Raw genomic sequence first — 24,979 nt, forward strand, 5'->3', positions numbered from 1 at the left:
GCAGAGAAAAAATAGGACAATAAGGGGATGATAACGGACATAGGTTAGCCGAATTTGAACCCTGAAGCGCTGTGGTATGGCCACGAGATACAGCAATTAGTAAAAGCCCTTACCGAGCAACAGGGGGTTGATGTAGCATTATTGCTGGCATCAACAGGAATTAGTGCTGAGCTGTTGCAAGATCCATCGCTGCGTTTATCCATTGAACAAGAAGGGAAAATTTATGGCCAAGTAGCTAAATATAATCGTGATCCTTATTTGGCTATTGAACAGGGAAAAAGGTTAGGGGTAAATCATTATGGTGTCTTGGGACAAGCTATGTTGGGTGCCAATACGTTACGTGAAGCGTTACTGTTAATGCAAAAATATTCCTCAATCATTAGTTGGGCAATGAGTATGCAACTAAGATATGAAACTTATAACGGTGAGGACGTCGTCAGTATTGCTCTGCAAACTGGCGCAGCAACAGAAAAAAATGTGGCGTTTGAACTAGAAAATATCATTGCCTCGGTTCATACCATAATAAACCAAATTGTGCTTGCACCGGTTAACTTTACCGCCATTCAGCTAACCACAAAACAATATGTCGATAACCTTCAGCCCTACCAGCAACTATTTAAGTGTGCCATTGAATTTAACGCCAAAACTACAAAAATAATTATAAACCGTGCATTACTACGAAAGCGCCTGCCTTATGCGGCACCAGAGTTGAGTGAATTAAGAGTACAACTGTGCCAAAAAGTACTGGATTCATACCACCAGCAGCATGGTTTAGTTAACGCGGTTAGAAAATATATTGAAGACTCTCAACAAGGTGTTCCTACAATAAAGCAAGCGGCCGAGCAATTTCATCGTTCTGAACGAACCCTGCGCCGGCAATTAACTGAATTGAACACGTCATATCAGCAGTTACTTGATGGGTATCGATATGAGCAAGCAAAACAACACTTAGGCAATAGTAGCTATAACACAGAAACAATCGCAAAATTATTGGGGTTTAGCGATAGCAGAAGCTTTCGCAAGGCTTTTAAACGCTACTCGGGTAAAACTCCGAGTGAATTTAGAAAGCACTTATAAGGTTAATGAATGCAAGGTAATTGTTGGCGAGAATATTGAAGAACGATATAGCCAACAGCTTTGTGCTGATACTTTTAACTTATAGAAATAGGGCAAGAAAAAGTTATTTAATGTGAAATTAAACTTCAACCTAGCCCTTTGTTATTTGGGTAATGTCATTCAATTATAGAAAATAGAATCTTTGGATATCCGTATTAGTCCGATTTTTTGCTGCTTCTTACCCCGCCACTACACACTCTTTTAGCCATTTTACTACCAGTCGTTTTAATCATTCTACAGTTAGAACCTTCAGACTTTTTAGTTAATTGCTGTCCTTCTCCTGTTCCGTTATTACTAGCGCAAGCGCTTAGGAAGAGTGCGGCAGCACATATAATAATTTTATTCATTTGCTTATATATTCCTTTGGGTTCAATTTTTGGTTATTCATATTAAGCTGATCTTTTTATCTCTCGGCAATAGGGGAATTAGTTTCTTTCCCTTTTATGCGTTGGTCAAAAGTGAGTTCTTTATAATTGATATGAGATTAAAAGCCATAACCTTGATATAATGTAATTATTATGTATTTATTCATCAATAATATCAGTTGGTTACATGAGCGGCTTAAAAAATAAAAATTTTAGATTAGGAGAGTATTTAGTACAGCCAGAGCATAATAAACTAAGATTAGATGATGAAGAGTTCAAAATTGAACCTAAAATTATGCAAGTATTGTGTTACTTAATAGAGCACAAGCAAGAAGTTGTTAGTCGTTCACAAATTGCTGAAGACTTATGGCCGAATACAGTTACGGGTCTTGAAGTCGTCACTCGAGCAATTTTTGAATTAAGAAAAACCTTAAAAGATGACCCCAAAAAACCTATTTTTATAGAAACGGTTGCGCGCAAGGGGTATTGTTTTATTTATGATGTCGATGACATAGTCATTGCCATGGATTCAAAGATATTTGGGCAAGGTTTTTCAAAACGTCACGCTAAGCTAGCATTCCTTGTCTCATCGGTTATTTTAACCTTGGTTCTCATCTTTTTATACACTCCAAAGAACAATTCAGTTGATATGAAGCCTTCCATATTGACTGATTTAAGCACCTATTCTGATATGCCGGCAATCTCACCTGACGAAGAGCAATTATTGTTTGTCAGAAAAAAGTCTTTTAAAGATACCTATAGCCAACTGGTGTTGCTTGATTTTGCGTCGCAACAGCAAAAAGTAATTACTGTTGCAAATGCCGAATATAAGAGCCCTGTTTGGTTGCCAGATAGTGAGTATTGGTTTTATATTCGTTGTGAAAAACCAAGCTCTTGCGAAGTGGTTAAACACCATATTAACAATCATAAAACCGAAACTATCTTTTCATTGGAACAACAAATTTTCTCTTTTGCTATTTCAAACGATAACAATCATTTAGTGTTGACGCTGTTAAAGAAGAATAGAATGGAACTGGCCTTGGTTGATATCACCAGCCAAGATACTCAACTGAACTTCCTTGATGCCCAGACTGAGTATACCTTTAGTAACCATCCAATTTTTAGTCATGATGATAAGTCAGTGTATTATATTTCAACCATTCGTGGTGATGATTCACAAATATACCGCTATGATCTTGCAAGTCAAAACTCTATTCAATTATCAGATAATTACGGCCGCATTAGAGGGTTAGCGCTTAAGGATGAAAGTTCACTTTGGGTGTCTGGAAACATTCAGAAAACAAAAGGGATATGGATATTTAACTTGCTTGATAAGCAATCAAATAAAGCATTTGAGACATTTCCCGGTGGTGTTCCTGCTTTACTTAGCAGTCAACTAAATGCTGATAAGTTGGTGTATACAAACTTTTCCAGAACAACCAACCTAAGCGCTGCGGGCATAGACGATTTAAAATCTTTAGCCGATATCAATAGCTCAATGATAGATATGAATGCAGTTTATTCAACTGACATGCAAGCCCTGTACTTTGTCTCTAATCGTAGTGGACTTTATGACATCTGGCGCTATAAAAATAACATTGCAGAAAGAATGACAAATATTAAAGCGAATATGATCGAACGGCCCATTTTAAACTTACAACAAGATAAAATCGCCTATTTATCAAGGGAAAATTCACAAACCCAAATGACCCTATTCGATGTTATTGATAAGGTAGAATTAAAACGTATTTCATTGCCAAATAAAGCATTTTTACTAAGCTGGTCAAATGATCAAAAGTATATTTATTTCAATCGCTTTGAAGACGGTCAATATAATGTCTACACCTTAAATGTTGATACTTCGCAAACCCATCAAATTCTGTTAAATGCCGGCGGAATAGTTCAAGAAAGTAAAGATGGCAAGTCATTATTTTATGGTGACAGGTTAAACCGACAATTAATGCAGAGAATGGAATCTGGCGAAATCAGATTAATGTTTAAGATACCAGAGAACGAAAAAGGGTTAATTTCTCATGGTTTAAAGGTGATTGATGATGGTCTTTATTATGCGTCACAACAACAAAATAGATACTCTTTGAAATATTATTCATTTGCACATAAAACTCTGAGTGAATATATGAAATTACCCGACGATGTTTTTGTCACCGACATCGTCAAAGGGAATTCAGTCGGCGTGATATATGACAAATTCGTTATCGAACATGCTAATTTAATAGAATTAACAAACTAGTCCTCCTTAGATTGAAAACCTAAAGCAGTCAGTCGGGTATTACTAAGCCCCTTTAAAACCCTAGAGAATCTCGCAAGCCATAATACCAAGCCCCCATCATTGTAAATGGCACACGGAATAACCTACCGCCGGGGAAGGGGTAGTGAGGTAGGTTGGCAAATACGTCAAAACGGCTGCTATCGCCGTGAATTGCTTCAGCCAACAATTTACCGGCCAAGTGGCTGGTATTGACGCCATGACCACTATAACCTTGGGTGTAATAAACGTTTTCACCAATGCGACCAAGTTGTGGTAAACGGCTCATTGTTAATAAGAAATCACCACCCCAGGCGTAATCAATTTTAAAATCTTTCATTGCCGGAAAAATCTTATTCATGTGCGGTTTGAGGAGTTTTTCAATACTTTCAGGATCGCCGCCGCCATAGCTTACACCGCCACCAAAGAGTAAGCGGTTGTCTGCTGTGATGCGGTAATAATCAAGTTTGTAATTCATGTCTTCAACACAATATTGTGATGGGATCAAACTTTGCGCTAATTCTGTGGGCAGTACTTCTGTGGTAACAATTTGCGTACCACAAGGCATAGATTTTCTCGCTAGTTTAGGCTCTAAATTGCCCATATACGCATTTCCGGCCAGTACCACTTTTTTGGCGCTAACACAGCCTTGTGCTGTTTTAACAAGCGATTTTATATTATCGGATTGTTGCAGATGTTCAATGTTAATCACTTTCGATTGTTCAAATATCTGGCCACCTATTGAAGTGAATGCTTCAGCTTCACCAAGTGCTAGTTTTAATGGGTGAATATGGCCACAATGTTCGTCAACTAAGCCACCAACATAGGCATTGGTATTAACAATATCACTTACGCCATTGTTATCAATCATCGATAGTTTATTGTTACCGTAATGTTGCCAAAGTTTTTGTTTTTTCTCTAGTTCATGCATTTGCTTGTCAGTAAATGCAGCAAAAAATCCACCGTTTTTATAATCACAATCAATGTTATAGCGCTTTATAAAATCACGAATAATATCGGCACCTTCAAAAGCCATCGCGCCCATGGCATTGGCCGTAATTTTACCGTAGTGCTTTTCGATATAATCAATATCACGACTAAAACTATTAACTAACTGACCGCCGTTTCTTCCTGAAGCACCAAAACCAATTTTACTACCCTCAAGTAAAACTACCTTATAGCCTTTTTCTTGCAGGGTAATTGCGGTTGCAAGGCCACTATAACCGCCGCCAACGACACAAATATCAGCAGATATATGCTCGGTTAAACAAGGATAGTCAGTGTTTCGTTCCAACGAGGCCGCGTAATAAGAATCAGGGTAACAAGTCATAGTTCACTCTTTGAATTAGTTAATGGTGTTTTATATTTTGAACGATTTTTTAGATGTTAAGCTAATTTATGCCGGTTTTAAACAGTTTATTGCGCTTTTTAGTGAGTTTATTGTTTTAGTGTAAAATATATTGAATTATATTTGGTTATTCGTTAGTTTAGCCCTATGATTCTAATTCTTTACTCAGGAATCTTTACACGCATTTAAAAAGTACACCGAAGTGAAAGCAACGTGGATGAAATTATAAACTATCAGTGTAAAAAATAACCAACACGACAGTGTGAAATAAAATTCTTCACCTTACATTGTCTTTACATTCAATTCTTTGTTACATAAAATTAAATTAATATATTTCAAATAATTACGTGCCTGACTTGCAAGGCGATGGTGTGTCTGAAATATTCATTTTTAAATTTTCTTCAATAAATGTTTACAAAAATACAAGATAAGTGTTTGATTTATTTTACGCTGTGTGTATTATCTTGGAATGCATAAAAAAACATCAAATTTATAAAAACAAGAATATTTAAATTTAGGGGAAGTTAAACGCTATGAATCACCGTAAATCGTTACTCGCTTTAGCCGTAGCATCCATTTTGTTACCACACTCTGTTTTTGCTGAACAAGAGGCTACAGATAAAGATGACTATGAAGTTATTGTTGTTACTCAAAAACGAGCACAATCACTGAAAGAAGTACCGGTTTCGGTTAGTGCTTTCAACGAAGAGTTTATCGATGACTTTAATGTTGATAACGCTCTCGAGTTATCGAAATACACACCCGGATTAAATGGCGGCACAACCAATGACAGTTTTGTCGACAGTATCAGCATTCGCGGTATTATCACCCAAGATTATGGCATTGGTGGTGACCCTTCAATTGGTCTTTACCTCGATGGCGTTTATCAGGGCAGAAGCGGCGGAGCAATATCGTCTTTTTATGACATTGCCAGAGTAGAAGTTACTAAAGGTCCACAAGGTACTTTATTTGGTCGAAACGCCGCATCTGGGGCAATAAGTGTTTATACCAATGAAGCGGTTGATGGTACCGAAGGCAGCGTCGAACTAGGCGTTGGTAGTGATAATTTAATGGAAGTTACTGGGGTGTTTAATACCGCGCTTACTGATGATTTGTTTGTTCGTGTTGCCGCGTATCATACTAGTGAAGATAACTACATTGACAATATAGCCGGCACTGGAATGCGTGATAAAGAAGTTACTGCACTGCGCGGCACGTTATCCTATGAAGGATTTACCGATACCAAAATTCGTTTAACGGCAAATTATGAAGACCGTGATATGGATGGTGGTATATATCGTTCTATTTGGACCGAAGGTCCAAAAGATGCGATCGAAAGTGATTTAGGAAAAGACGGCAAAGACGTCGCTGAAGTTGAAAGCCTGACCTTAGATATTACCCATGATTTTGGTTCGGTAATTTTCACCTCGCAAACTGCACTTAAGAATTACACTTGGGACTATTTGGAAGATTATGATGGTACTGGTAAAGCTTTTGGCAACTATGCACAAATGGATGACACCGAATATTTAAGTCAGGAGTTTCGTTTAAACTCAGACAATGATTCTGATATTTATTGGTTTGTTGGCGCATCTATATACGAAGAAACTATCGACTCGCAATTTTATAATCAATATGACGATGATGCCTTCTGTTCTTATTTACCTTACTTTGAAGAGTGGGATGAGCCACTAGCAAACATTACCAGCGATCCTGGCGCTTATTACAGCGATTGTCATGAGTTTATGGTTGATGGCTGGTATGGATTAGATCCTGTTGCCGATGCTGCAGAAATTCAAATGTTAGTTGATGATGAAGAAATTCCCGGTCCTGGTGATGGTGTTAACGGCGTAAAAGAAGAAACTTTCGCACGTGGCACTAATCGAGGTTGGGGGGTTTATGGTGACATCACTTGGTCAATGACCGAAGCTACCGACATTACTATAGGTGCTAGGTACTCATTTGATGAGAAAGAATTTGGCTTAAACAATCCAGAACCAGATGGTTGGTTAGGTCACTACTGGATTGTTGGCGCTCACACTGATGGTGAATGGATTGATGATAAAACTGATTGGTCAGAATTCACTCCTCGTATTGCCGTTAATCACCAGTTGACGGATGAAGTAAACATATACGCGAACTATTCTCGTGGTTATAAATCGGGGGGGTATAACACCTTTGCCTTTAATATTAATTACATGGACTGGACCGGTTGGGATGAAAACGAGGAATGGTTCGATTACGAAGCTGATGGCGTAATTGACGAAACAGATGAGGAGTTTTGGGCGTCTGAATTATATGGTGGTGCGTTACCTGAAGGTAGCACTTTGGCAACTTATGACCCTGAAATTGTCGACAGCTATGAAATAGGCATGAAAGGTGACTTTCTCGACAATAGCTTGCGCGTAAATATTGGCGCCTACTACTATGACTATACTGATTTTCAAGGGATTTTTCCTAGCGGTGGCGGTGTCATTATCAAAAATATCGGCGAAGCACAAGGCAAGGGCCTTGAGTTTGATATGACTTATATGGCAACTGAAAACTTACGCTTATTTTTATCCTCAGCGTTTCAGGATACTGAGGTGATAGATGGGGAAAGTGCTGAAGGTGAGTCCGTTAAAGGCCAACAGTTAGCCGGACCAGAAGTAAGTGCAGCATTTATTGGTACTTATTATTACGAGTTGTCAGCAGAACTGGAAATGTCGCTACAAATGTCTTACACCTGGCAATCTGCAACTGGTGGTGATGATTTCTTAGGCGGTAGTGATTTAATTGAACAGGATGCTTATGGGATTTTAGGCGCACAAGTGGGCATTGAAGGTGAGTCGTGGGAGTTATCAGCTTATATCGATAATATTACCGATGAATTGTATTATGAAGGCGGCGTAGTTGATACTGGTTACACTGGGTACGGTATTGGCAAAGGCAGTAATGGTGGCGTTAAAGTTAAATACAGCTTCTAATACCAAGTCCAATAATTAGTTATAAAAACCTTTACTGGCAACAGTAAAGGTTTTTAATTTACACGAGCTGAAACTAGAAATTGCCGGGAGTTGTTGCACTAACAATTTTACAAACCTTTTTATAAGGGTTGTGAAAACGATGCGGTTTATTATTGTCAAAGTAGTAGCTGTCACCTTTGGCCAAGGCATACACTTCGGTACCTATGGTGATTTCTATTTTTCCTTCAATAATATAGCCACCTTCTTCGGCATCATTTTGCAACATTTCAGTACCTGTATCGGCTGTTGGCGGATAGGTTTCCAGTAGAAATGTCATTTGTCTGCGGGGGAATGCTTTACCGACTAATTGCATGCAAATATCGCCGGTACTGATATCCATCAAATCTTCAGGTGGGTATATTACTTGTTGGGTTTTTTCGACATTCGTATCTTCTGAGAAAAAATCTACCAGAGAAATTGGAATGCCATTCAGCACTTTTTTTAATGAACTGATTGATGGACTAACACTGTTTTTTTCAATCATTGAAATAGTACTGTTTGTTACGCCTGCTCGCTTGGCAAGTTCACGTTGTGATAAGTTATTTAAAATTCTTACCGCTTTTAATCTAGCGCCAACATCCAATTGGATTTCCTCAATTTTTTTAAGAGAGATATATAGTGGCTAATATATCTTATGTAGCATAAACAAAGCAATTGTGTTCAATATATTTCACAAAATTGTGGAAAATAAAGTGTTAGCTCTTGGCATACTTGTAGGGTTATTGTAGTATCAAATGGGTGTTCAATATAATTTACGTCGTATGTTTATATTTTACACTTGTAGCCTTTACGATAAATTATTAACGGTGTTTTATGACAGCAATACACACAGATGACTATCCTCAGTCTTACTACTTTTCTTCAGTCAATCAACGTTTTGATTATCCGCAACTGACTGAATCTATTGATGCCGACGTTTGTATTATTGGTGGTGGTTTTAGTGGCGTTGCCAGTGCGTTAGAGTTATCGGAAAGAGGCTTTAAAGTGGTCGTACTCGAAGCCCATAAAATTGGCTGGGGCGCATCGGGCCGCAATGGCGGGCAATTAATTCGCGGTATCGGTCATGATCTGGAGGTATTTCGTAATTCGATAGGGCAAGAAGGTATTGATGCTATAACCAACATGGGCTCAGAGTCGTTGAATATCGTTACTGAGCGTATTAAAAAATACAATATAGATTGTGATCTTACTATGGGCTACTGTGATTTTGCTAATAAAGCAAAGCATGTTAAATGGCTTGAGCAAAGCTATGAACAGCTACAAAAAAATGGTTATCCACACGCACTACGTTTACTTGACCAAAATGAGGTACAGCAGCAAGTTGTTGGTTCGGCCACGGCATTAGCTGGTCTTGAAGATATGGGCAGCGGTCATCTTCATCCGTTGAATTTATGTTTAGCGGAAGCACAAGTAGCCAGCAATCTTGGTGCGCAATTTTTTGCAGATTCAAAAGTAACAAGAATTGATAAGGGCGCAATCAATACCGTGCATACAGAACAAGGGCAAGTGCAAGCAAAAGACATCGTGCTCTGTGGTAATGCGTATATTGAAGGGTTAGAGCCTAAGCTCGCAGGTAAAATATTACCTGCCGGCAGTTACATTATTGCCACTGAACCGCTGAAACCCGAAGTGTATAACAATATTTTACCCGGCAATCATGCGGTCTGTGATCAGCGGGTGGCGTTGGATTATTTTCGCTTGTCCGCAGATAAACGACTGTTATTTGGCGGTATGTGTAATTACTCAGGACGCGATCCAAAAGATATTTGCGATGTGTTATACCCAAAAATGCTGCAAGTATTTCCAGAGTTAACCGGCATCAAGATTGACTATAAATGGGGTGGTAAAATTGGTATTGGTGCCAATCGACTGCCTCAGATAGGTCGCTTGCAATCTAATATTTACTTTGCCCAAGCCTATTCTGGACATGGTGTAAATGTCACCCATATGGCAGCCAAGTTGTTAGCCGAGGCTATAAGCGGCGAATCTAATCGTATTGAAGTATTCAACCAGGTGAAGCACATCACCTTTCCTGGCGGTAAATATTTACGTTCGCCTTTGCTCGCGTTGGGCATGCTTTATCATAAAATGTTTGATTGAGTTTAAATCAGGCAGTTTCATTCGCAAATAACAATAAATAGGAATTTTTATGAACAAGGTTTTAGCAATTGTTGCACTCTCGATTCTATTGTCTGCCTGTACTGAACCTGTGCCAGAAGCAGAGATGTCTTTAATAGATAAAGCAGATTTAGTGTTTTTCGGGGGCGATATTTATACCGTCAATGAAGCTCAACCATGGGCAGATAGCGTTGCTATAAAAGATGGAGAGATAGTTTATGTTGGCGATAAAGCTGGTTTAAAAGTATGGGTAAATGCTGACACCAAGCAGCGCGACCTTAAAGGAAAAATGTTACTACCAGGTTTTATTGATTCACACGCACACCCAGTAATGGGCGGAGCCTATGTTCGCAGTTTATCGTTGGATACGTTTGCAACGCCAAAACAATGGCAACAGCAAGTTAAAGATTATGCTGAGCAAAATAAAGATGCGACTGTGTTATTTGGTTATGGCTTTCTCGCCAGTGCTTTTGGACCCGAGGGACCAAATAAGGCGATGTTAGATGAAGTTGTTGCCGATAAGGCGGTTTATATTATGGATGAAGGTTTTCACGGTGCCTGGGCAAATAGTAAAGCAATTGAACTTTTGGGCATCAATAAAGACACCCCTGATCCTGTTCCCGGGTTTAGTTATTACAAACGCGATGATTTTGGTGAGCCAACAGGTTATCTACTCGAAGATACTGCAACGGCCGCAGTTAAAGCTTTAGACATTATCACCACCGAAAGCGTGGCAAAAGGCACTGCCGATGTCATCGATATTATGAATAGCTATGGTATCACTTCGGTATTCGATGCCGGTGCATTAGATGTTGAATCATTACAGCTCAATGTCTTAAAAGAAATTGTCGCTCAAGATCAAATGAGTATTCGATTAGTTGGGGCACATATGGTGAGCAGCGTTGCGACTATGGATGAGGCTGTTGCTACGGCGGCACATAAAAAAGCCATCACCAAGAATGAGCGTTTTCATATTAATATGCTGAAAATCATGAACGATGGCACCATTGAAGGTAAAACGGCTGGCATGTTTGAAGATTACCAGGGCGAGCCAGGTAATAAAGGTGAAACCGTGTTTAATCAGCAGCAAATGAATACCATGTTAACGGCCGCGGCGGCCAAAGATATTGATGTTCATATACATGCGTTGGGTGAGCGGGCAATTTCAGAAAGCTTAAACGCCATTGAAGTGGCCAGACAAACCTATCCGAAAAGTACCAATCGTTATGCCATTTGCCATATACAAGTTATGGCTGATGCAGATATTGAACGCTTTGCCAAGCTCAACGTTATTGCTCAAAGTACGCCACTTTGGTCTTCATATGATGCATACGGTAAAGAGTTCGTTAGTGATGATCAATTTAATCGTTATTTTCGTTTTAACAGTTTAAAGCAGGCAAAAGTAAAAATGTCATTCGGTAGCGATTTTCCAGCTTCAGGTGCAGGAACCTTGGGTATCTCGCCAATTTTTAATATGGAAATTGGTTTAACTCGCCAAGAAGTTGGCAATCCTCAGGCGCCAGTGCAACCAGGAAAAGATGAACGTTTAGATGTAGCAACATTAATCAAGGGATACACTTTGGATGCTGCTTATCAATTGCGTTTGGAAAACAGTGTCGGTTCAATTGAAGTGGGCAAAAAAGCCGACTTGGTATTATTAGATAAAAACCTGTTTGCGGTCGACTCGTATGATATTCACAAGGTCGTAGTGCTTGAAACTATTTTAGAGGGCAAGACTGTTTACGGCGATTAAGCCTTTACAACTTCTCTTCGGGATATGTAGTGGCCACCTGCAGCCTCTAGGTATCCCGATCTCACCTTATTCAATCAAATTACTTATGTATCGAGTCGCCTTTAAATACAATCTTGTGCAAAGTAAGCAACTGGCGAGGAAAATACCGGCTAGAAATCCGCCCCAGAAGCCATAAATACCATAACTTTGTCCCCATACATCGGTAGCTCCCAAGCTATAGCCCAATGGAAACCCGATTAACCAGTATGAGGTTACTTGCATGAGCATAGGGATTTTTGTGTCTTCAAAGCCGCGCAGTGTTTGTGCGGACCACACTTGTAGAACATCGAACAATAAATAAAACGGAGCAAACCACATAATCGCCATAGATATTGCTGCAATCGCCGGGTCTTGGGTAAATAAATTTGGCAAATCAGCGCGAAACACAAATACCAATATACCGACCAACGAGCCAAAACATGCAACCATACTAAGACCTGCCTGCATGTGGTGATGCATAGCCCTAGGCTTGCTCTGGCCGATGCTTTTAGCAACTAAAATAGACGTTGCCTGGCCTATGCCCAAGCCAAACATTAAGACTAAAGACACCACTTGAATGGTAATTTGATGCGCACCTAACGGTTCAGTGCCAAGCGGCGCGATAAGTAGAGCGGTAAAACTAAAAAAACCTTCTTCGGCTAAAATAGCCAGGCTAATTGGTAGCCCTAATGCCAGAATTGCCCGCCAACGCGTTAGTTTAATGCCTGGCCATTTACTGTATATATTATACAGTTTGGTTTGTTTATGCTTGGCTGTATAGATAATTGCCGACAGTCCCCAGAGCCAATAAATGATAGTTGTTGTCCACGCACAACCAATACCGCCAAGCGCTGGAAAACCAAACTTTCCAAACACAAAGACATAATCTAAAAACAGGTTAAGGGTAACCGCTAACAGACTTGATATTACTACATAGCGTAAGAAGCCATGGCCTTCTAATACGCCGCACAATGCCCAGCAAACCCCGCTAATTGGTAATGAATAGGCAATTATTTCAGCATAGCCTTCGGCAATAATAGTAACTTCTGGGGTAGCACCTAAGAGGTGGATGAAAGGTATGATCGCCAGCATAACAAACATAGCGATAATACCCAGCATACCTGCTAATAGTAGACCTTGTTGAGTTTCATCGGTAATTTCAGCGTAGTTTTTAGCGCCATAAAATTTGGCTATTCTTGGGGTTATGGCACAAACGATGCCATATAAGGTCATTTCAATTACCAGCCAAATATTGCCGCCAATAGCAAGGCCAGCAAGATCTTGTTTGCTGGCTTGACCTGCCATCATAGTGTCGATAACTTCCATGCCAATCATCGCCACATTAGCGATGATCAAGGGCACGGCTAAGCGCAAAATTTTATTAATTTCAGCAAACCATAACCGCTTGTGCATATGTCCCCCGTAATCCAAGTTGCTTCAAGTTATGGCATAATGTTATGTATAAGCCAGCTGAAATCCGCAAGTTGTTTTTGAATAACAACAAACTCAAAAAATAGCGCAAAGTTGTAGTTTATAGTAAGTGTATCTTGATGGTTAATAAATAACCCAATTGGGTGTAAGTTTTTGTTGTTAATTGCTTTTAAATGCTGTTAAATGGAATTAACCTTAGCAGTAGTTAATGGGTATTTTGTATTATGCCGAGTAAAATATATCAGCCAATAAGCCAGTCTTTTCTCGCTACATTTAGTGAACAAATAGCGGCTTTAATTCCTGCGACTAAAACGCCTGAATTTGTTGAAAAACTTGCTGCTATGTTTAAATTGTTGGTGCCTACTAACAATGTAATGATTATTTCCAACCCAAGTAAAAACCTGCCTGTATTGGAATATAATGATCTTCCCCCTGAAAGTCGTACATCTATCGTTAGTGAATATGTTAATGGTACGTTTTTGCTTGATCCATTCTATTTAGCCGCCCGAAAACATGGCAAACAAGGTTTTTTTCATCTAAAAGATATCGCCCCTGATGGATTTGAAGACAGCGAATATTATAAAAGCTACTTTAAACAATCTGGCCTGTCTGATGAATGTGGTTATATAATTCAATTAGCAGATGAAGGTGATAAATTTATCATTATCTCCCTTGGTCAAATTGAAGTATCTGAAACGTTCAATGATGTTCATTTAAAATGTATGGCCGATATTAGCCCACTGATTGACTCGTTAGTTAAGCAACACTGGCAAAATGCAGAGCATGAAGCTGATGCTCAATTTGATGTCCGTCAGCAATTGGAGACGGCCCTTGAATGTTTTGGTACCAGCATGCTAACCGAGCGTGAGAACCAAATGGTACAAATGATCTTGCACGGTTATTCCGGCAAAGCGATTGCCGAGCGTTTTCATATCTCGGTAGAAACCGTTAAATTGCATCGTAAAAATGCTTATGCCAAGCTTGATCTTAGCACTCAAGGTGAGTTGTTTAATTTATTTATTAATTCATTAATTAACATTGAACACTATGAAGGTGGCGACCCCCTTATCGCATATTTTGGCTCAAGCGTAGCCGTTTAATTTTATGCTGTTGTTAACATTTGTACCGTAAAGGGGTATTCCTTTAATCTTTATTATTGGCTTTAATGAAATCTTGTGCAGTTCATGAACGCAATTAACAAGGTTGATAATTATCCATTGGCTAATCACTAAACTTAATATTTCAGCTACTGACTTGCAACAAAGAGTTAAGTGGCTGGTTTACTCGCTGCTGTTGATTAATTATGCCTTGTATTTTCGCGATGATTTAACCATTGCTGCACATACTTTGCGCAATGGTGGTTCGTTTTTCGAATGGACAGCAGCGTTTGCTACAACCATAGATGAAACTGCCTGGCTGTTCTTGCTGATCTTATTTGAGCTAGAAACCTATATTCTCGATGACGAACCTTTGTCTCGAGTAAAAAGTATATTGATGCATACTATCAGAGTGGTTTGCTATGTCTCATTGGCCCATACTCTTTATGCCTTCAGTGTTTATGCCTTAGATTTACAGCAGGTGGTTGTTATTGAGGGGATCACTAACCTATGTCAACTAGTGGAAAAAGATGTCTCATACGCGTTAAATTTTCACTACACCTTGTTAGATGCCAGTAACTGTAAAATTCTGTCGACGGCAACGCAATTCTACTACCTCGATCCGCCAAATTTTCTTATTGTTACTGATAGTACTGGTCTGGTTATTGAAAAACAACTTGCCTGGTTAGATGTGTTTGAAGTGATCGCTTGGTTTGTTATTTTATTTACCATCGAAAGCAGTATCTATTTACAAGATCGTGGTATCACTACCGGGGTATTAACAACGGTACTTAATAAAGCTAAATTTATGTTTTATACAGTCCTTTGGGGCGCCATTATCTATTGGCTTTATCGTGAGCACTGGATGTATGCCTGGGATGAATTCCTATGGATAGCCGGATTTGCGGCGATTGAAATGAATGTGGTTGCTTGGCGAAATGAACTAATTGAAACCGATGATCCGGTAAAGAACAACTCGTTAAAGGAATGAAAATGAAGAAGTTAATTGGCAAACTCGTCGCAGTTAATCTTGGTAAAAAGGAAGATGATCTAAATAAGAGTCCATGTGATTTTTTGCAAGCAGAGCTCGATGGTTTTATTGGTGACAGGCACCGCTCTATACAAAGAGAGTGTTGGCAGGGGGATAAACAACAAGAAGGTTCAATAAGGAGAAATGAGCGGCAGTGGTCGGCAACCTCGGTTGAAGAGCTGGCTGAAATTTCTGAGAAAATGGATCTTAGTGAGCCGTTAACTGCCGATAAGGTAAGCGTTAATTTATGTTTTGCAGGTATACCTGACTTGTCTTTATTAGCAAAAGGTTCAATTTTAAAGTTTCCTTCCGGCGCCGAATTGATGGTGGAAGAATATAATCCACCGTGTGTTGAAATGGGCGAAAAGTTGGCAGAGATCTATACGACCAATTCAGGTAAGGCATTAACGGCAACCGACTTTACCAAAGCGGCTGCTTTTTCTCGTGGCTTGGTTGGGGTAATTGAAGTTGCCGGTAAAATTAATGCAGGTGATGAAGTAACTGTGATTATCTATCAAACTCCTCGCTGGATCACTAAAATGAAAAATAACCGCTAAGTTATTTAATCCGATTGATATTAGACTTTAAAATGAAAAACAGCCCGTAGGCTGTTTTTATGTTTAGGAGTTAAAGCATTACTCCCAGGTCATGCCCATTCTTACACCCATGGTACGCGGTTTAAACACTGACCAATGTACAGCTGGTACTACACCAACGCCATTGTATGCACTGTCATAACCTTCTTCATCGGTGACATTATCGACATATGCCTGCACCCACCAGTTAGAGGCTGATTCATAGCCCAGTCGCACCGCTGCCGTATAAGTAGCTTCAAGTTCTGTTTCTGGTAGATACTCAAAACCACCGCCACGTTCGTCTTCCCAATAGACTTCAAGGCTGGCAGTTATTGCTGCGCCACTATCAAGAGGGTAAGCGCCGTCCAGAACTGCCGCACCGGTAATTTCTGGTGCCCAGTACAACGCTCTTCCTTCACAATGATCCGAGCCAGGTTCGCCAGTACCAGTTGGTCCAAGACATACATCGTGTAAATCGGTAACTTCGGTATCAAGATAGCTTAACCCTAAATAAAGCTTCCAATATTCACCTAAACTACTGGTGATAGTACCCTCAAGGCCATAAGCTTCGGTGGAGCCCACGTTTTTAACAATTGAGGCTCCGGTATTGGGCTCTGAAGCGTTTACTTGTAAGCCTCCGTAGTCGTAATAAAACGCGGTAAGAGCAATATCAGTATTGCCTTCAAAGAATGAATCTTTATAACCTATCTCATATGAGTCAATCGTTTCGGGGTCAAAAGTCTCCAGAGGGTAACCAGATTCATTGGTAAGGTCGTAAGTTTGCCATGGCACATCTTCACCTAGTGCATTTGTACCTAGCGAGAAGGAAGCAAAACCACCGGCCTTATAACCTTCGGTATAACTCGCATAAAACATCATATCATCTTGCGGTCGCCATCTAACAAGGGCTTTAACTGCGGTGTCGGTCCATGTTTTGCTGTCCTTAATCGGCTCAGCAGTAGTGAAGCCATAGTACCACCACGCTCCAAGGTAACTATCCGGCGCTGGCACATCGATTGAAAACTCTTTTGAATCTGAGCTATGTCGAGCACCAAATTCAACATTAACAGTTTCGGTTATCTGATAATCAAGGTTGGCATACACCGCCCAGCCATCAAATTGACCGTCGTGTATTACCGATTCAACCAAGGCATGATCTTCCCGATAATGAGAGAATTCATAATAAGTACCAGCGTATCCATAGTAGTCATTAAAGAGTTCATCACATCCTGAAGTACCGAGATCATAGTAAGAAGAGTAATAATAATCACATAAAATATCTTCATTGAAACTATTCTCAACATAAACATCGAGTGACTCTTCATAATAAGATGCACCAACGTACCAACCTAATTTACCATCACCATTGGAATTAAGACGAGCCTCAAGTTGCGTGTAATCACCGGATTGATCCATCTTCCAGTCTTCAATCGGCAAAGGACCGCCATCAAGATCTTCGGCATAGAAATAGTCATGATCTTTGTAACCGGCACTGACAGTTAAATCGGCAAAGCTGAATTCTTTTTCAACCCTGATTTGGATGTTTAGTGCTTCGGCGTCATCAATAGTGCCGTAGCCTTTATGGTAAAAACCACCATCAAGATCGACATCAGCACTGCCACCTTTTAAACCATTGCCGCCATTGACTTGATCGCCAAAGATTTCATCCCACATCTCCCAATGTTCGCCTTCTTCAACCGCGCGATAACCAGTACCTGGCTGGTTACGCTCTTCATATTCAACCATGGTATAAATAGCTAAAGTATCAGATGGTTGGTAAGTGGTGGATAATCGAAATGCGGTAATTTCTCTATCGGGTAAATCGCCACCTGGGCCTAGGTTATCAATATAACTTTCTTCATTGTGAGATAGACCAGCAAGACGTACCGCCAAATTGTCACTGACATCAAAATTTATAGCGCCATCAACTCTGATCAGGTTATTTTCACCTAAATCAAGATTTACATGACCTTCACTGCTGCCTATTTCTGCGCGCTTAGTGTGTAAGCTAATCGCTCCGCCAATAGAGTTGCGTCCAAACAGGAAGGCTTGTGGACCACGAACAATTTCCGCCCGGTCCATATCATACATGCTACTCACCGCAGAGCCGGTTCGTCCTTCATATAGGTCATTTTTAAATAGGCCATTAGACATATCGCCACCTGAGCCGTAATCCTCGGTGCGAATACCACGAATACTTAACGCATCGAGGAAGCTGTCGGCACTGTTACCGGTAGCGCCTGGGGTAAATTTAACTAACTCTTTCACATTGCTCAGGTGCACATCTTGAATAAAGTCCCCGGTTAATGCCGTGATGGCAATGGGCGCTTCTTGTAGAGTTTCATTTTTTTTCGTTGCTGTTATAACGATCACTTCAACTTCTTCTTCTTCCTGTTCGGTAGCAAAAGCAGGGAGTGAGATCATTGATGTGATAATGGCAGCTGAAACAGCCTTAGCTAGCGAGCTTTGTTGAAAGGTTTGTGTCGACGGCGTGCGACTACGGGCATTTTTCCTAGACATTATTTACCTCGATATTTTATTAGTATTATTATTTCGGCTAAATAACAGCATAATGCTGATACAACTTTTTTAGCTTTTCATTTAACAGTAGCCAATGAAATGGTTAAATTGTATACCCCCTAGGGGTAGGTCATTGGTAAATGATGTTGGTTTTGTTAAATTATTTTATTCAGTTATATCAATAGCATGCTCTTGCAGTGTGGCTAGCATAGGTTGTAAGTGCTGTTCGTATTTGCGCCAGCGGCCAATAGAGCGGGTATGCGCAGGCTCGCGTACTTGCACCGCGCTGGCGGTAGTAACTGCACTATCTTGTTGATGGAAATTTAGACAGTTGTCTTGCCAAGGTAGCCCAAGAAATTCAATTAATGCTCTGGCATTCGGTTCTAAATTACGAGCCGTTTGTTCATAACTAATGTCGAAGAAACGCCCGGGAAATCGTTCTCGCCACACTTGCATTAATTTTAAATATCTAACATGGTGGCGCGCCATTTCTTCCTGATCATAGGAGTGCAGATAAGCATCGGCAAATAATTGTTTATAACTGGCAAAACAGGCATCCATGGGATTGCGCACCAAATGTACTATTTTCGCGTTTGGAAAGGCTTTTAAAATAAGCGGAATTAGTAGGTAATTTTGTGGTAGTTTATCAACAAACCTCGGAGTGTCACCTTGCATTCGTTTAGTACTTTGCAGATACATATTGGCGACTTTAGTCATATCTAAATCTTTCGCGGCTAGGAGTAACTCGGGCGAAAATCGTTGTTTACTAGTGGTGCGACTAAGCCGGCGCAACGCCAAACCAAATTGCTGTAACTCACCTGCTGAATGCACATCTGAATGAGCGGTGATAATCCGCTCGATTAGCGTTGTGCCAGTACGAGGTTGACCTAAAACAAATATAGGGGCGGTTGTTGGGTTACCGGTGTGTCCCTGTTCGAGCCATTCTTCATTGTAATTATCAATTAAACATTGAAATGATTTAATTTCAGCTTGCTCATCAAAATTGTTGGCTTCACGTTTGGCCTTAGCACCTTGCTCAAAAGCAGCAAAGGCTTGTGGCCATTGCTGTAAGTCTTCATATTCTTTACCTATCGCATACTGATAAAACGCGAGTGCATTATTATTGCTATTTTCGTTGTTCGCTAACATCATTTGCATTTCATCAATATGGTTTTTATCTTGGGCTTTTATTGATTTTGAAATAGACCAATGCGCTTGTGCTGAGTTTGCTCTAAGCTTAATAATATCTCTCAATAAAGCTTCAGCTGCCGCTGTTTCGCCATGAAAGATTAAACAATTTGCCAAGTTCCCCATAAACAATGGGTGATTTGGTTTTATTGCATTGGCTTTGCTAAAGAACATTTTGGCCAGGCCGTGTTCGCCCATCATGGATAAGGTTGTGCCAATTAAATCTAATACTAATGGATCCTCGGTTTTAATGCGCCTTGTGTGTTGCAGCGCCTGATCGGCAAGATTCACTTTGCCTTCATCCATGTAAAGTTTGGCTAAATTTGCCCAGGCGGCAACATGGTCATTATCTAATTTTACTACTGATTGAAACGCACTAAAGGCAATGCGTTTATTTTTGCTAGCCAGGCCAACCAAACCAACTAAGAAATGACCCGGGACCAAGTCGGGCTTAAGAGTTAATATTTTTTGACAAATCTCACTGGCGGTATCAAATTGATGCTTTGATAAAGCAAAAAATCCTTGTTTAAGTAAACTTTGCAATGTTGGCTGAAGGTTTTGGCTGGCGATACTATTCATCAAAGCTATCCGGAAATTATTATTGTTTTTAGTTGTTTATGAAACTACATAGATGAAGCATGTCTATTAATTAGACTCTTTATATCTACACTATCATGAACACTAACTTAATCAAGCGGCAAAAACGTAATTGCTATTCCACATTAATGTCGAGATTTCACTATTAAATAAGCCCCAAGCATGATGATAAATATTGATAGAAATGGCACAACAACTTCAAATGAACTGTTGATACCTATGTTCGTCATAAAGGCAAAAATTGGCGTACTCCAATATGAACCAAAACATATAGTTAAGAAGCCAATGGTTATGGCAACAACACCTAGGGTGATTAATGCGTATTGTTTGCTATTTCTATTTTTACTATTGGGCACCGCAGGTGTTGTATCTACGCCTTGATGATTTACAGTATTCATTAGAAAAATTCCTAAGCTGGTTTTCTTTTATCAGCTAGCTGCCAGCGTTTTTTGCTCCATGCCGTCATACGTAGAGCCCAAACGATAAACCCGCACCAGTAAAAAACATAATCAATAGGCTGGTCAATGCCAACGTAATAGAAAAGTTCGTACCAATAAGTACTCCATACCGTTGCCCAGAGAAAATAAATTCCCCATTTGTGCAGTATGCGCCATTGCATCGGGCTGATTGCTTTACGGCCAAAATTAAACGACGTTACTGTCATGGCGAACAAGATAATGTAACCAGGAAGCTGAATAATAATGTCGCTAAATAGATAGACATTATTAATATAGTGTTCTTGAAAAATGGTAACTAGCCAAACGATAAACAATAATTGCCAAGCCATTGCTGCTGAATAGGCAACACCTATAAATTTGCGATTTCGTAACAACCAGCGACTGAATACTCCTGGAAATAGCGCATGATAAGCAGATGCTACAAAGCTAAAATAAAGCAAAGGTACTGAGCAGCGTACGGTGAACTGGATCATTGCCGAAATATCTTCAGCTTTGCTCAAATCGACAGTGCTGATCGTAAAAAATACGGCTATTGAGATCGTTACGCTGATAAGCCAAAAAAGTTGCCAACCATTAATAAGTTTATTTTTAAGAAAAACATTCATCTTACTAGTCATATAGGTCACTTTGTTTTCACATTTACGTTGCAAGCAACTACTTAATTATAGTTTATAAGTCTTGTAGAATTTTCTTTGCTGCATTATGTCCTGGTGCTCCGGTAACACCGCCACCGGGGTGCGAACCAGAGCCGCATAGGTACAAGCCTTTTATTGGCGTTGAATATTGGGCAGCATCTGGATGGGGACGCATGCTGAACAGTTGATCGGGCTCTAATCGGCCATGACAAATATCACCACGGGTCATACCAAACGTACGCTCAATATCTAAAGGAGTTAAGCACTGATAACCGACTAGAATATCTTGCAGGTTAGGAATGTACTTGCGCAAATAGGCGAATATATTTTCTACTACTTTATCTTTTTCTTGATCCCAGTGTTTGCCATCGGCTAAATCATAAGGCATATATTTACACAATAAACTCATTACATGGTGCCCCGGCCCTGCTAATGAGTCGTCAACGGTACTGGGGATAAAAGCTTCAATAATAGGTGGGTCTGCCGGTATACCTGCTCGGGCCGACCGATAGGCACGCTCAACATGATCTTTGCCTTCTATAATTGAGATTGAACCTAAATGATGGGCACTTATCCCTTCACTTGGCAGGCAAGCAAATTGTGGTACGCCATTTAACGCAAGATTCATTCTTAATGACGCCGATTCTTGTCGAATAACTTTAATGTCTTTACTGAAACTTTTCGGTAAGTGTTGTTCTCCAACAAGTGTTAAAAAGGTTGTTTTTGGATCTGTATTGGCAGCGATGATCTTGGCTGATAACGTCTGGCCATCATCGAGTGTTACCCCTGTTGCGGTGTTATTTTCGATATTAATTCTTGCTACACCAGCATTGGTTTTTATCATCACACCTTTGTCTCGCGCAGATTCTGCCATTGCTTGGGTGATGCTACCCATGCCACCTTTTACATAACCCCAAGCACCTTTCTTACCATCTATGCCACCAACAGCATGATGTAACATTGCCATGGACGCACCGGGTTGATGCAATGAAGTAAAACTGGCTGGCAGACAATGCTGCGCCATCACAGCTTTAATTTTATCGCTTTCAAACCAACGCTCGATCATGGTTTCCGGGGCGCCAATAAATAATTGCAGCATCCGGTAACGGCTGTCGCTGTCTAGCTTGTAAAAATCTAAGCCTAATTTTACCGTGCTTAGCAAATCAGTCGCGCCACCGCCGCTCAGTTTTGGCGGTGCTTGTAGCCATTGCTTGGCAACAACGTCACCAACTTTATCAATGATGCTATGCAGCTGTTGGTATGAGTCATAATCAGTCGCGGAAAATTTACTGAATTGTTGGCGGTTTTCGTTTTCATCACTACCAAGTAACAGGTAATCGCCGTTAAGGTTTGGATAAAAAGCATTGTCGAGTGGCAGGGTTTGATAGCCATATTTTTTTAATTGTAGATCGGCAATAATTTCTGGTCGCAATAAGCTAACGACATAGGATGCAATTGAATTTCGATAACCAGGGTAAAACTCTTCACTCACTGCGGCGCCGCCAACAATATGACGTTGTTCCAATACACATACTTTTAAATCTTGCATCGCTAGGTAGTTGGCTGTTGTTAGGCCGTTATGACCACCGCCGACAATAATGGCATCAAATTGCTCATTGCTCATCTCTGAACCCCTACTGGCAGTGTTAATTTAAGCATTGCTACCTTCACCTTCTATGCTCGTTTCACTGTCAGTATTAACTTTAGGGTTAGCGGTATAAGAGCGATTAACGATCCGGTAGGTTAATATGCCTAAAGGTACATATATAGCCGCCCAACCAAGCGCTAATAAAGCTTCTGCGCTAAACCAATCTAAATTACCATTATTTAATAAAGTCCCAGTCCCCTTTTGATATGGATATACGTAGTAAATCATTAGCATTGTTGATAACAACAGGCCAAAAATGATCACTGCGATGCCGGCCCATTGGGTTTTCTTGGTTTGAATTTTGCTTTGTTCTTCAGTTGGCATTTGGTGTAATTCAAGCCGGCGTTGTTTTTCAATATCGCTAACTTGACCTAATCGAGAAACCACGATAATGGTTATCAGGCTTATTATACAGCCGACTAGAATAGGGTTTAGATACGAAGGCAGATCAATTATGCCCGACACATCAAGAAATCTTGGAATAATATTGCCGACAAAACCACTGATGATCCCCCAATATGCACCGCGCTCGGTAATGGATTTACTCCAAATACTCATAAAGGCAATGGGTCCCCAAGACGAGGCAAATACAGTACCGACATAGTTGCTTAACCAAAAAATATCTACCACTGTGACAAAGCTGATTAACAAGGTGACTACACTGACCACAAGCATAACAATCCGACTAAAGCGCAATAGGGTTTTGTCGTCAGCTTGCTCGGGACTTTTTTGTTTACTAGGAATAATATCGTTACTAACGCTAAAGCCTACCAAAGATAAAAATGTCGTCGATGAGGAAAGCGCTGCTGCCATGATACCCGCAAGAAGTAGACCGCCAACGATTGCGGGCATCATATTCATCGCCGCATAGATCATGGTTTGTTCAAATGGGAAAATATCATCTTTGCTTAGGTTTACTGCCGTGGCGGCAGCAAATAGTACTAGGTTACTTACTGCAATCACAATAGCGGCTATGCAAGCTGAGCGAACAACCACATGCTCTGATTTTGCCATTAAGTAGCGACTCGATTGCCAAGGGCTAACAGCAGTTACCAACCCCCAGGCAATACCGGTGATTAATGACCAAATGGCGTAGTCGGCAGGTGTTTGCCATTCGGTTCCTGCGCCAACCTGTCCGTGCCAGCTCATAAGATCAGGCTTACTCTCCAAGTTTATTAAGCCTTCAAACGCGGTCAACCATCCACCGTGCAGGTCAATGATGTAATAAAATGCGACAAAACTCATTATCGTAAATAATAAAAACATTATGGTGTCAGTGATAATTACGCCACGAGAGCCCGAATATAGTGTAAAAAACGTATAACAAAACCATGAAGCTATTAATGCTTGTTCATAATTTAATGGAGTAAGATTAGTCAAGATAACAGCTGTACCTTGGGTAACAGCCAGCAAATAGCCACCTAAACCTAATACCACGGTGATCCCAGCTGCACGGCGCACTGCTTTACTATTAAAGCGGTGACCAAAAAATTCAGCGACGGTTAATACCCGGCTGCGTCTCAGGTAACGGCCAAAAAATAGCGCGCCAAAAATATAACCTGCTACCCAAGTAGCAGGCCAAAGAATATAAGAGCCACCCTGCGATGCATAAGAAAAACCGGTTTCACCTAAAAAGGCATTAGTGCTAAGGACACTTGCCACCAAGGTGCCAACAATTAATATTGTTGGCGCTTTTCGACCAACAACAAAATAATCATCAAGGTGTTTTACTTTCTTACCAGCATAGCTGCCAACAAAGAGGTAAATGAGAACACTGATAAGAATGCTGGTGGTATATATGTCCATAATCG

General features: G+C 40.3%; 18 protein-coding genes. 8 read left to right on the top strand and 10 right to left on the bottom strand.

What is annotated here, in order from left to right; genetic code table 11:
- Positions 1 to 54 precede the first annotated feature (54 nt).
- A complete protein-coding gene (locus RI844_RS15415; RefSeq protein WP_348395558.1) occupies positions 55 to 1,077 on the top strand; it encodes an AraC family transcriptional regulator in 1,023 nt (340 codons plus the stop codon).
- A gap of 194 nt (positions 1,078 to 1,271) precedes the next feature.
- On the opposite strand, the gene RI844_RS15420 is transcribed toward RI844_RS15415, so the two are convergent.
- Positions 1,272 to 1,463, bottom strand: a complete 192-nt coding sequence (locus RI844_RS15420; RefSeq protein ID WP_348395559.1) for a hypothetical protein — start codon at positions 1,461 to 1,463, stop codon at positions 1,272 to 1,274.
- Positions 1,464 to 1,668: 205 nt separating this feature from the next.
- On the opposite strand from RI844_RS15420, the gene RI844_RS15425 reads away from it, so the two are divergent.
- Complete coding sequence (locus RI844_RS15425) at positions 1,669 to 3,732, top strand: winged helix-turn-helix domain-containing protein (protein WP_348395560.1); 2,064 nt, start codon at positions 1,669 to 1,671, stop codon at positions 3,730 to 3,732.
- 52 nt (positions 3,733 to 3,784) lie between these two features.
- Here RI844_RS15425 and RI844_RS15430 read toward each other — a convergent pair whose 3' ends face one another.
- Positions 3,785 to 5,077, bottom strand: a complete 1,293-nt coding sequence (locus tag RI844_RS15430; protein WP_348395561.1) for an NAD(P)/FAD-dependent oxidoreductase — start codon at positions 5,075 to 5,077, stop codon at positions 3,785 to 3,787.
- A 551-nt stretch (positions 5,078 to 5,628) separates the two neighbouring features.
- Here RI844_RS15430 and RI844_RS15435 point away from each other — a divergent pair.
- Positions 5,629 to 8,061 (top strand): TonB-dependent receptor, encoded by a 2,433-nt coding sequence (locus RI844_RS15435; RefSeq protein WP_348395562.1) that lies wholly within the window; start codon positions 5,629 to 5,631, stop codon positions 8,059 to 8,061.
- A gap of 73 nt (positions 8,062 to 8,134) precedes the next feature.
- Here the strand turns inward: RI844_RS15435 and RI844_RS15440 are convergent, their stop codons facing one another.
- Positions 8,135 to 8,683 carry a cupin domain-containing protein gene (locus RI844_RS15440; protein WP_348395563.1) on the bottom strand — a complete coding sequence of 183 codons (549 nt, stop codon included), beginning with the start codon at positions 8,681 to 8,683 and terminating at the stop codon, positions 8,135 to 8,137.
- 230 nt (positions 8,684 to 8,913) lie between these two features.
- On the opposite strand from RI844_RS15440, the gene RI844_RS15445 reads away from it, so the two are divergent.
- The gene (locus RI844_RS15445; protein ID WP_348395564.1) at positions 8,914 to 10,200 is read left to right on the top strand and encodes an NAD(P)/FAD-dependent oxidoreductase; all 1,287 of its coding nucleotides are present in this window, start codon (positions 8,914 to 8,916) and stop codon (positions 10,198 to 10,200) included.
- A 49-nt stretch (positions 10,201 to 10,249) separates the two neighbouring features.
- Positions 10,250 to 11,971: an amidohydrolase gene (locus tag RI844_RS15450; RefSeq protein ID WP_348395565.1), complete on the top strand. Its 1,722-nt coding sequence runs from the start codon at positions 10,250 to 10,252 to the stop codon at positions 11,969 to 11,971.
- A 66-nt stretch (positions 11,972 to 12,037) separates the two neighbouring features.
- Here the strand turns inward: RI844_RS15450 and RI844_RS15455 are convergent, their stop codons facing one another.
- Positions 12,038 to 13,402, bottom strand: coding sequence for an MATE family efflux transporter (locus RI844_RS15455; RefSeq protein ID WP_348395566.1), 1,365 nt, complete (start codon positions 13,400 to 13,402; stop codon positions 12,038 to 12,040).
- Between the two features lie 242 nt (positions 13,403 to 13,644).
- Between RI844_RS15455 and RI844_RS15460 the strand changes: the two genes are divergently transcribed.
- The 3 genes from RI844_RS15460 to RI844_RS15470 all read left to right on the top strand — a co-directional run bounded on the left by RI844_RS15460 (position 13,645) and on the right by RI844_RS15470 (position 16,104).
- The gene (locus RI844_RS15460) at positions 13,645 to 14,520 is read left to right on the top strand and encodes a helix-turn-helix transcriptional regulator (RefSeq protein ID WP_348395567.1); all 876 of its coding nucleotides are present in this window, start codon (positions 13,645 to 13,647) and stop codon (positions 14,518 to 14,520) included.
- Positions 14,521 to 14,674: 154 nt separating this feature from the next.
- On the top strand, positions 14,675 to 15,508 hold the full coding sequence (locus tag RI844_RS15465) for a hypothetical protein (protein ID WP_348395568.1): 834 nt from the start codon (positions 14,675 to 14,677) through the stop codon (positions 15,506 to 15,508).
- Positions 15,509 to 15,510: 2 nt separating this feature from the next.
- Positions 15,511 to 16,104, top strand: coding sequence for an MOSC domain-containing protein (locus RI844_RS15470; RefSeq protein ID WP_348395569.1), 594 nt, complete (start codon positions 15,511 to 15,513; stop codon positions 16,102 to 16,104).
- A gap of 78 nt (positions 16,105 to 16,182) precedes the next feature.
- On the opposite strand, the gene RI844_RS15475 is transcribed toward RI844_RS15470, so the two are convergent.
- From RI844_RS15475 to RI844_RS15500, 6 genes are all read right to left on the bottom strand, one after another.
- Positions 16,183 to 18,642, bottom strand: a complete 2,460-nt coding sequence (locus RI844_RS15475) for a TonB-dependent receptor (RefSeq protein WP_348395570.1) — start codon at positions 18,640 to 18,642, stop codon at positions 16,183 to 16,185.
- 165 nt (positions 18,643 to 18,807) lie between these two features.
- Complete coding sequence (locus RI844_RS15480) at positions 18,808 to 20,409, bottom strand: tetratricopeptide repeat-containing sulfotransferase family protein (protein ID WP_348395571.1); 1,602 nt, start codon at positions 20,407 to 20,409, stop codon at positions 18,808 to 18,810.
- A gap of 143 nt (positions 20,410 to 20,552) precedes the next feature.
- On the bottom strand, positions 20,553 to 20,825 hold the full coding sequence (locus RI844_RS15485; protein ID WP_348395572.1) for a hypothetical protein: 273 nt from the start codon (positions 20,823 to 20,825) through the stop codon (positions 20,553 to 20,555).
- 11 nt (positions 20,826 to 20,836) lie between these two features.
- Positions 20,837 to 21,502, bottom strand: a complete 666-nt coding sequence (locus tag RI844_RS15490) for a hypothetical protein (protein ID WP_348395573.1) — start codon at positions 21,500 to 21,502, stop codon at positions 20,837 to 20,839.
- Positions 21,503 to 21,554: 52 nt separating this feature from the next.
- Positions 21,555 to 23,144, bottom strand: coding sequence for a phytoene desaturase family protein (locus RI844_RS15495; protein ID WP_348395574.1), 1,590 nt, complete (start codon positions 23,142 to 23,144; stop codon positions 21,555 to 21,557).
- Between the two features lie 27 nt (positions 23,145 to 23,171).
- A complete protein-coding gene (locus tag RI844_RS15500; protein WP_348395575.1) occupies positions 23,172 to 24,974 on the bottom strand; it encodes a sodium:solute symporter family protein in 1,803 nt (600 codons plus the stop codon).
- Positions 24,975 to 24,979 lie beyond the last annotated feature (5 nt).

Origin of the sequence: Thalassotalea fonticola, assembly GCF_032911225.1 — a bacterium.
Lineage (GTDB): Bacteria > Pseudomonadota > Gammaproteobacteria > Enterobacterales > Alteromonadaceae > Thalassotalea_A > Thalassotalea_A fonticola.

What these genes read in the sequence shown, in the direction of transcription:
- RI844_RS15420 (WP_348395559.1), bottom strand. Translation starts at nt 1,463, where the DNA reads ATGAATAAAATTATTATATGTGCTGCCGCACTCTTCCTAAGCGCTTGC.
- RI844_RS15425 (WP_348395560.1), top strand. Translation starts at nt 1,669, where the DNA reads ATGAGCGGCTTAAAAAATAAAAATTTTAGATTAGGAGAGTATTTAGTA.
- RI844_RS15430 (WP_348395561.1), bottom strand. Translation starts at nt 5,077, where the DNA reads ATGACTTGTTACCCTGATTCTTATTACGCGGCCTCGTTGGAACGAAAC.
- RI844_RS15435 (WP_348395562.1), top strand. Translation starts at nt 5,629, where the DNA reads ATGAATCACCGTAAATCGTTACTCGCTTTAGCCGTAGCATCCATTTTG.
- RI844_RS15445 (WP_348395564.1), top strand. Translation starts at nt 8,914, where the DNA reads ATGACAGCAATACACACAGATGACTATCCTCAGTCTTACTACTTTTCT.
- RI844_RS15450 (WP_348395565.1), top strand. Translation starts at nt 10,250, where the DNA reads ATGAACAAGGTTTTAGCAATTGTTGCACTCTCGATTCTATTGTCTGCC.
- RI844_RS15455 (WP_348395566.1), bottom strand. Translation starts at nt 13,402, where the DNA reads ATGCACAAGCGGTTATGGTTTGCTGAAATTAATAAAATTTTGCGCTTA.
- RI844_RS15460 (WP_348395567.1), top strand. Translation starts at nt 13,645, where the DNA reads ATGCCGAGTAAAATATATCAGCCAATAAGCCAGTCTTTTCTCGCTACA.
- RI844_RS15470 (WP_348395569.1), top strand. Translation starts at nt 15,511, where the DNA reads ATGAAGAAGTTAATTGGCAAACTCGTCGCAGTTAATCTTGGTAAAAAG.
- RI844_RS15475 (WP_348395570.1), bottom strand. Translation starts at nt 18,642, where the DNA reads ATGTCTAGGAAAAATGCCCGTAGTCGCACGCCGTCGACACAAACCTTT.
- RI844_RS15480 (WP_348395571.1), bottom strand. Translation starts at nt 20,409, where the DNA reads ATGAATAGTATCGCCAGCCAAAACCTTCAGCCAACATTGCAAAGTTTA.
- RI844_RS15485 (WP_348395572.1), bottom strand. Translation starts at nt 20,825, where the DNA reads ATGAATACTGTAAATCATCAAGGCGTAGATACAACACCTGCGGTGCCC.
- RI844_RS15490 (WP_348395573.1), bottom strand. Translation starts at nt 21,502, where the DNA reads ATGACTAGTAAGATGAATGTTTTTCTTAAAAATAAACTTATTAATGGT.
- RI844_RS15495 (WP_348395574.1), bottom strand. Translation starts at nt 23,144, where the DNA reads ATGAGCAATGAGCAATTTGATGCCATTATTGTCGGCGGTGGTCATAAC.
- RI844_RS15500 (WP_348395575.1), bottom strand. Translation starts at nt 24,974, where the DNA reads ATGGACATATATACCACCAGCATTCTTATCAGTGTTCTCATTTACCTC.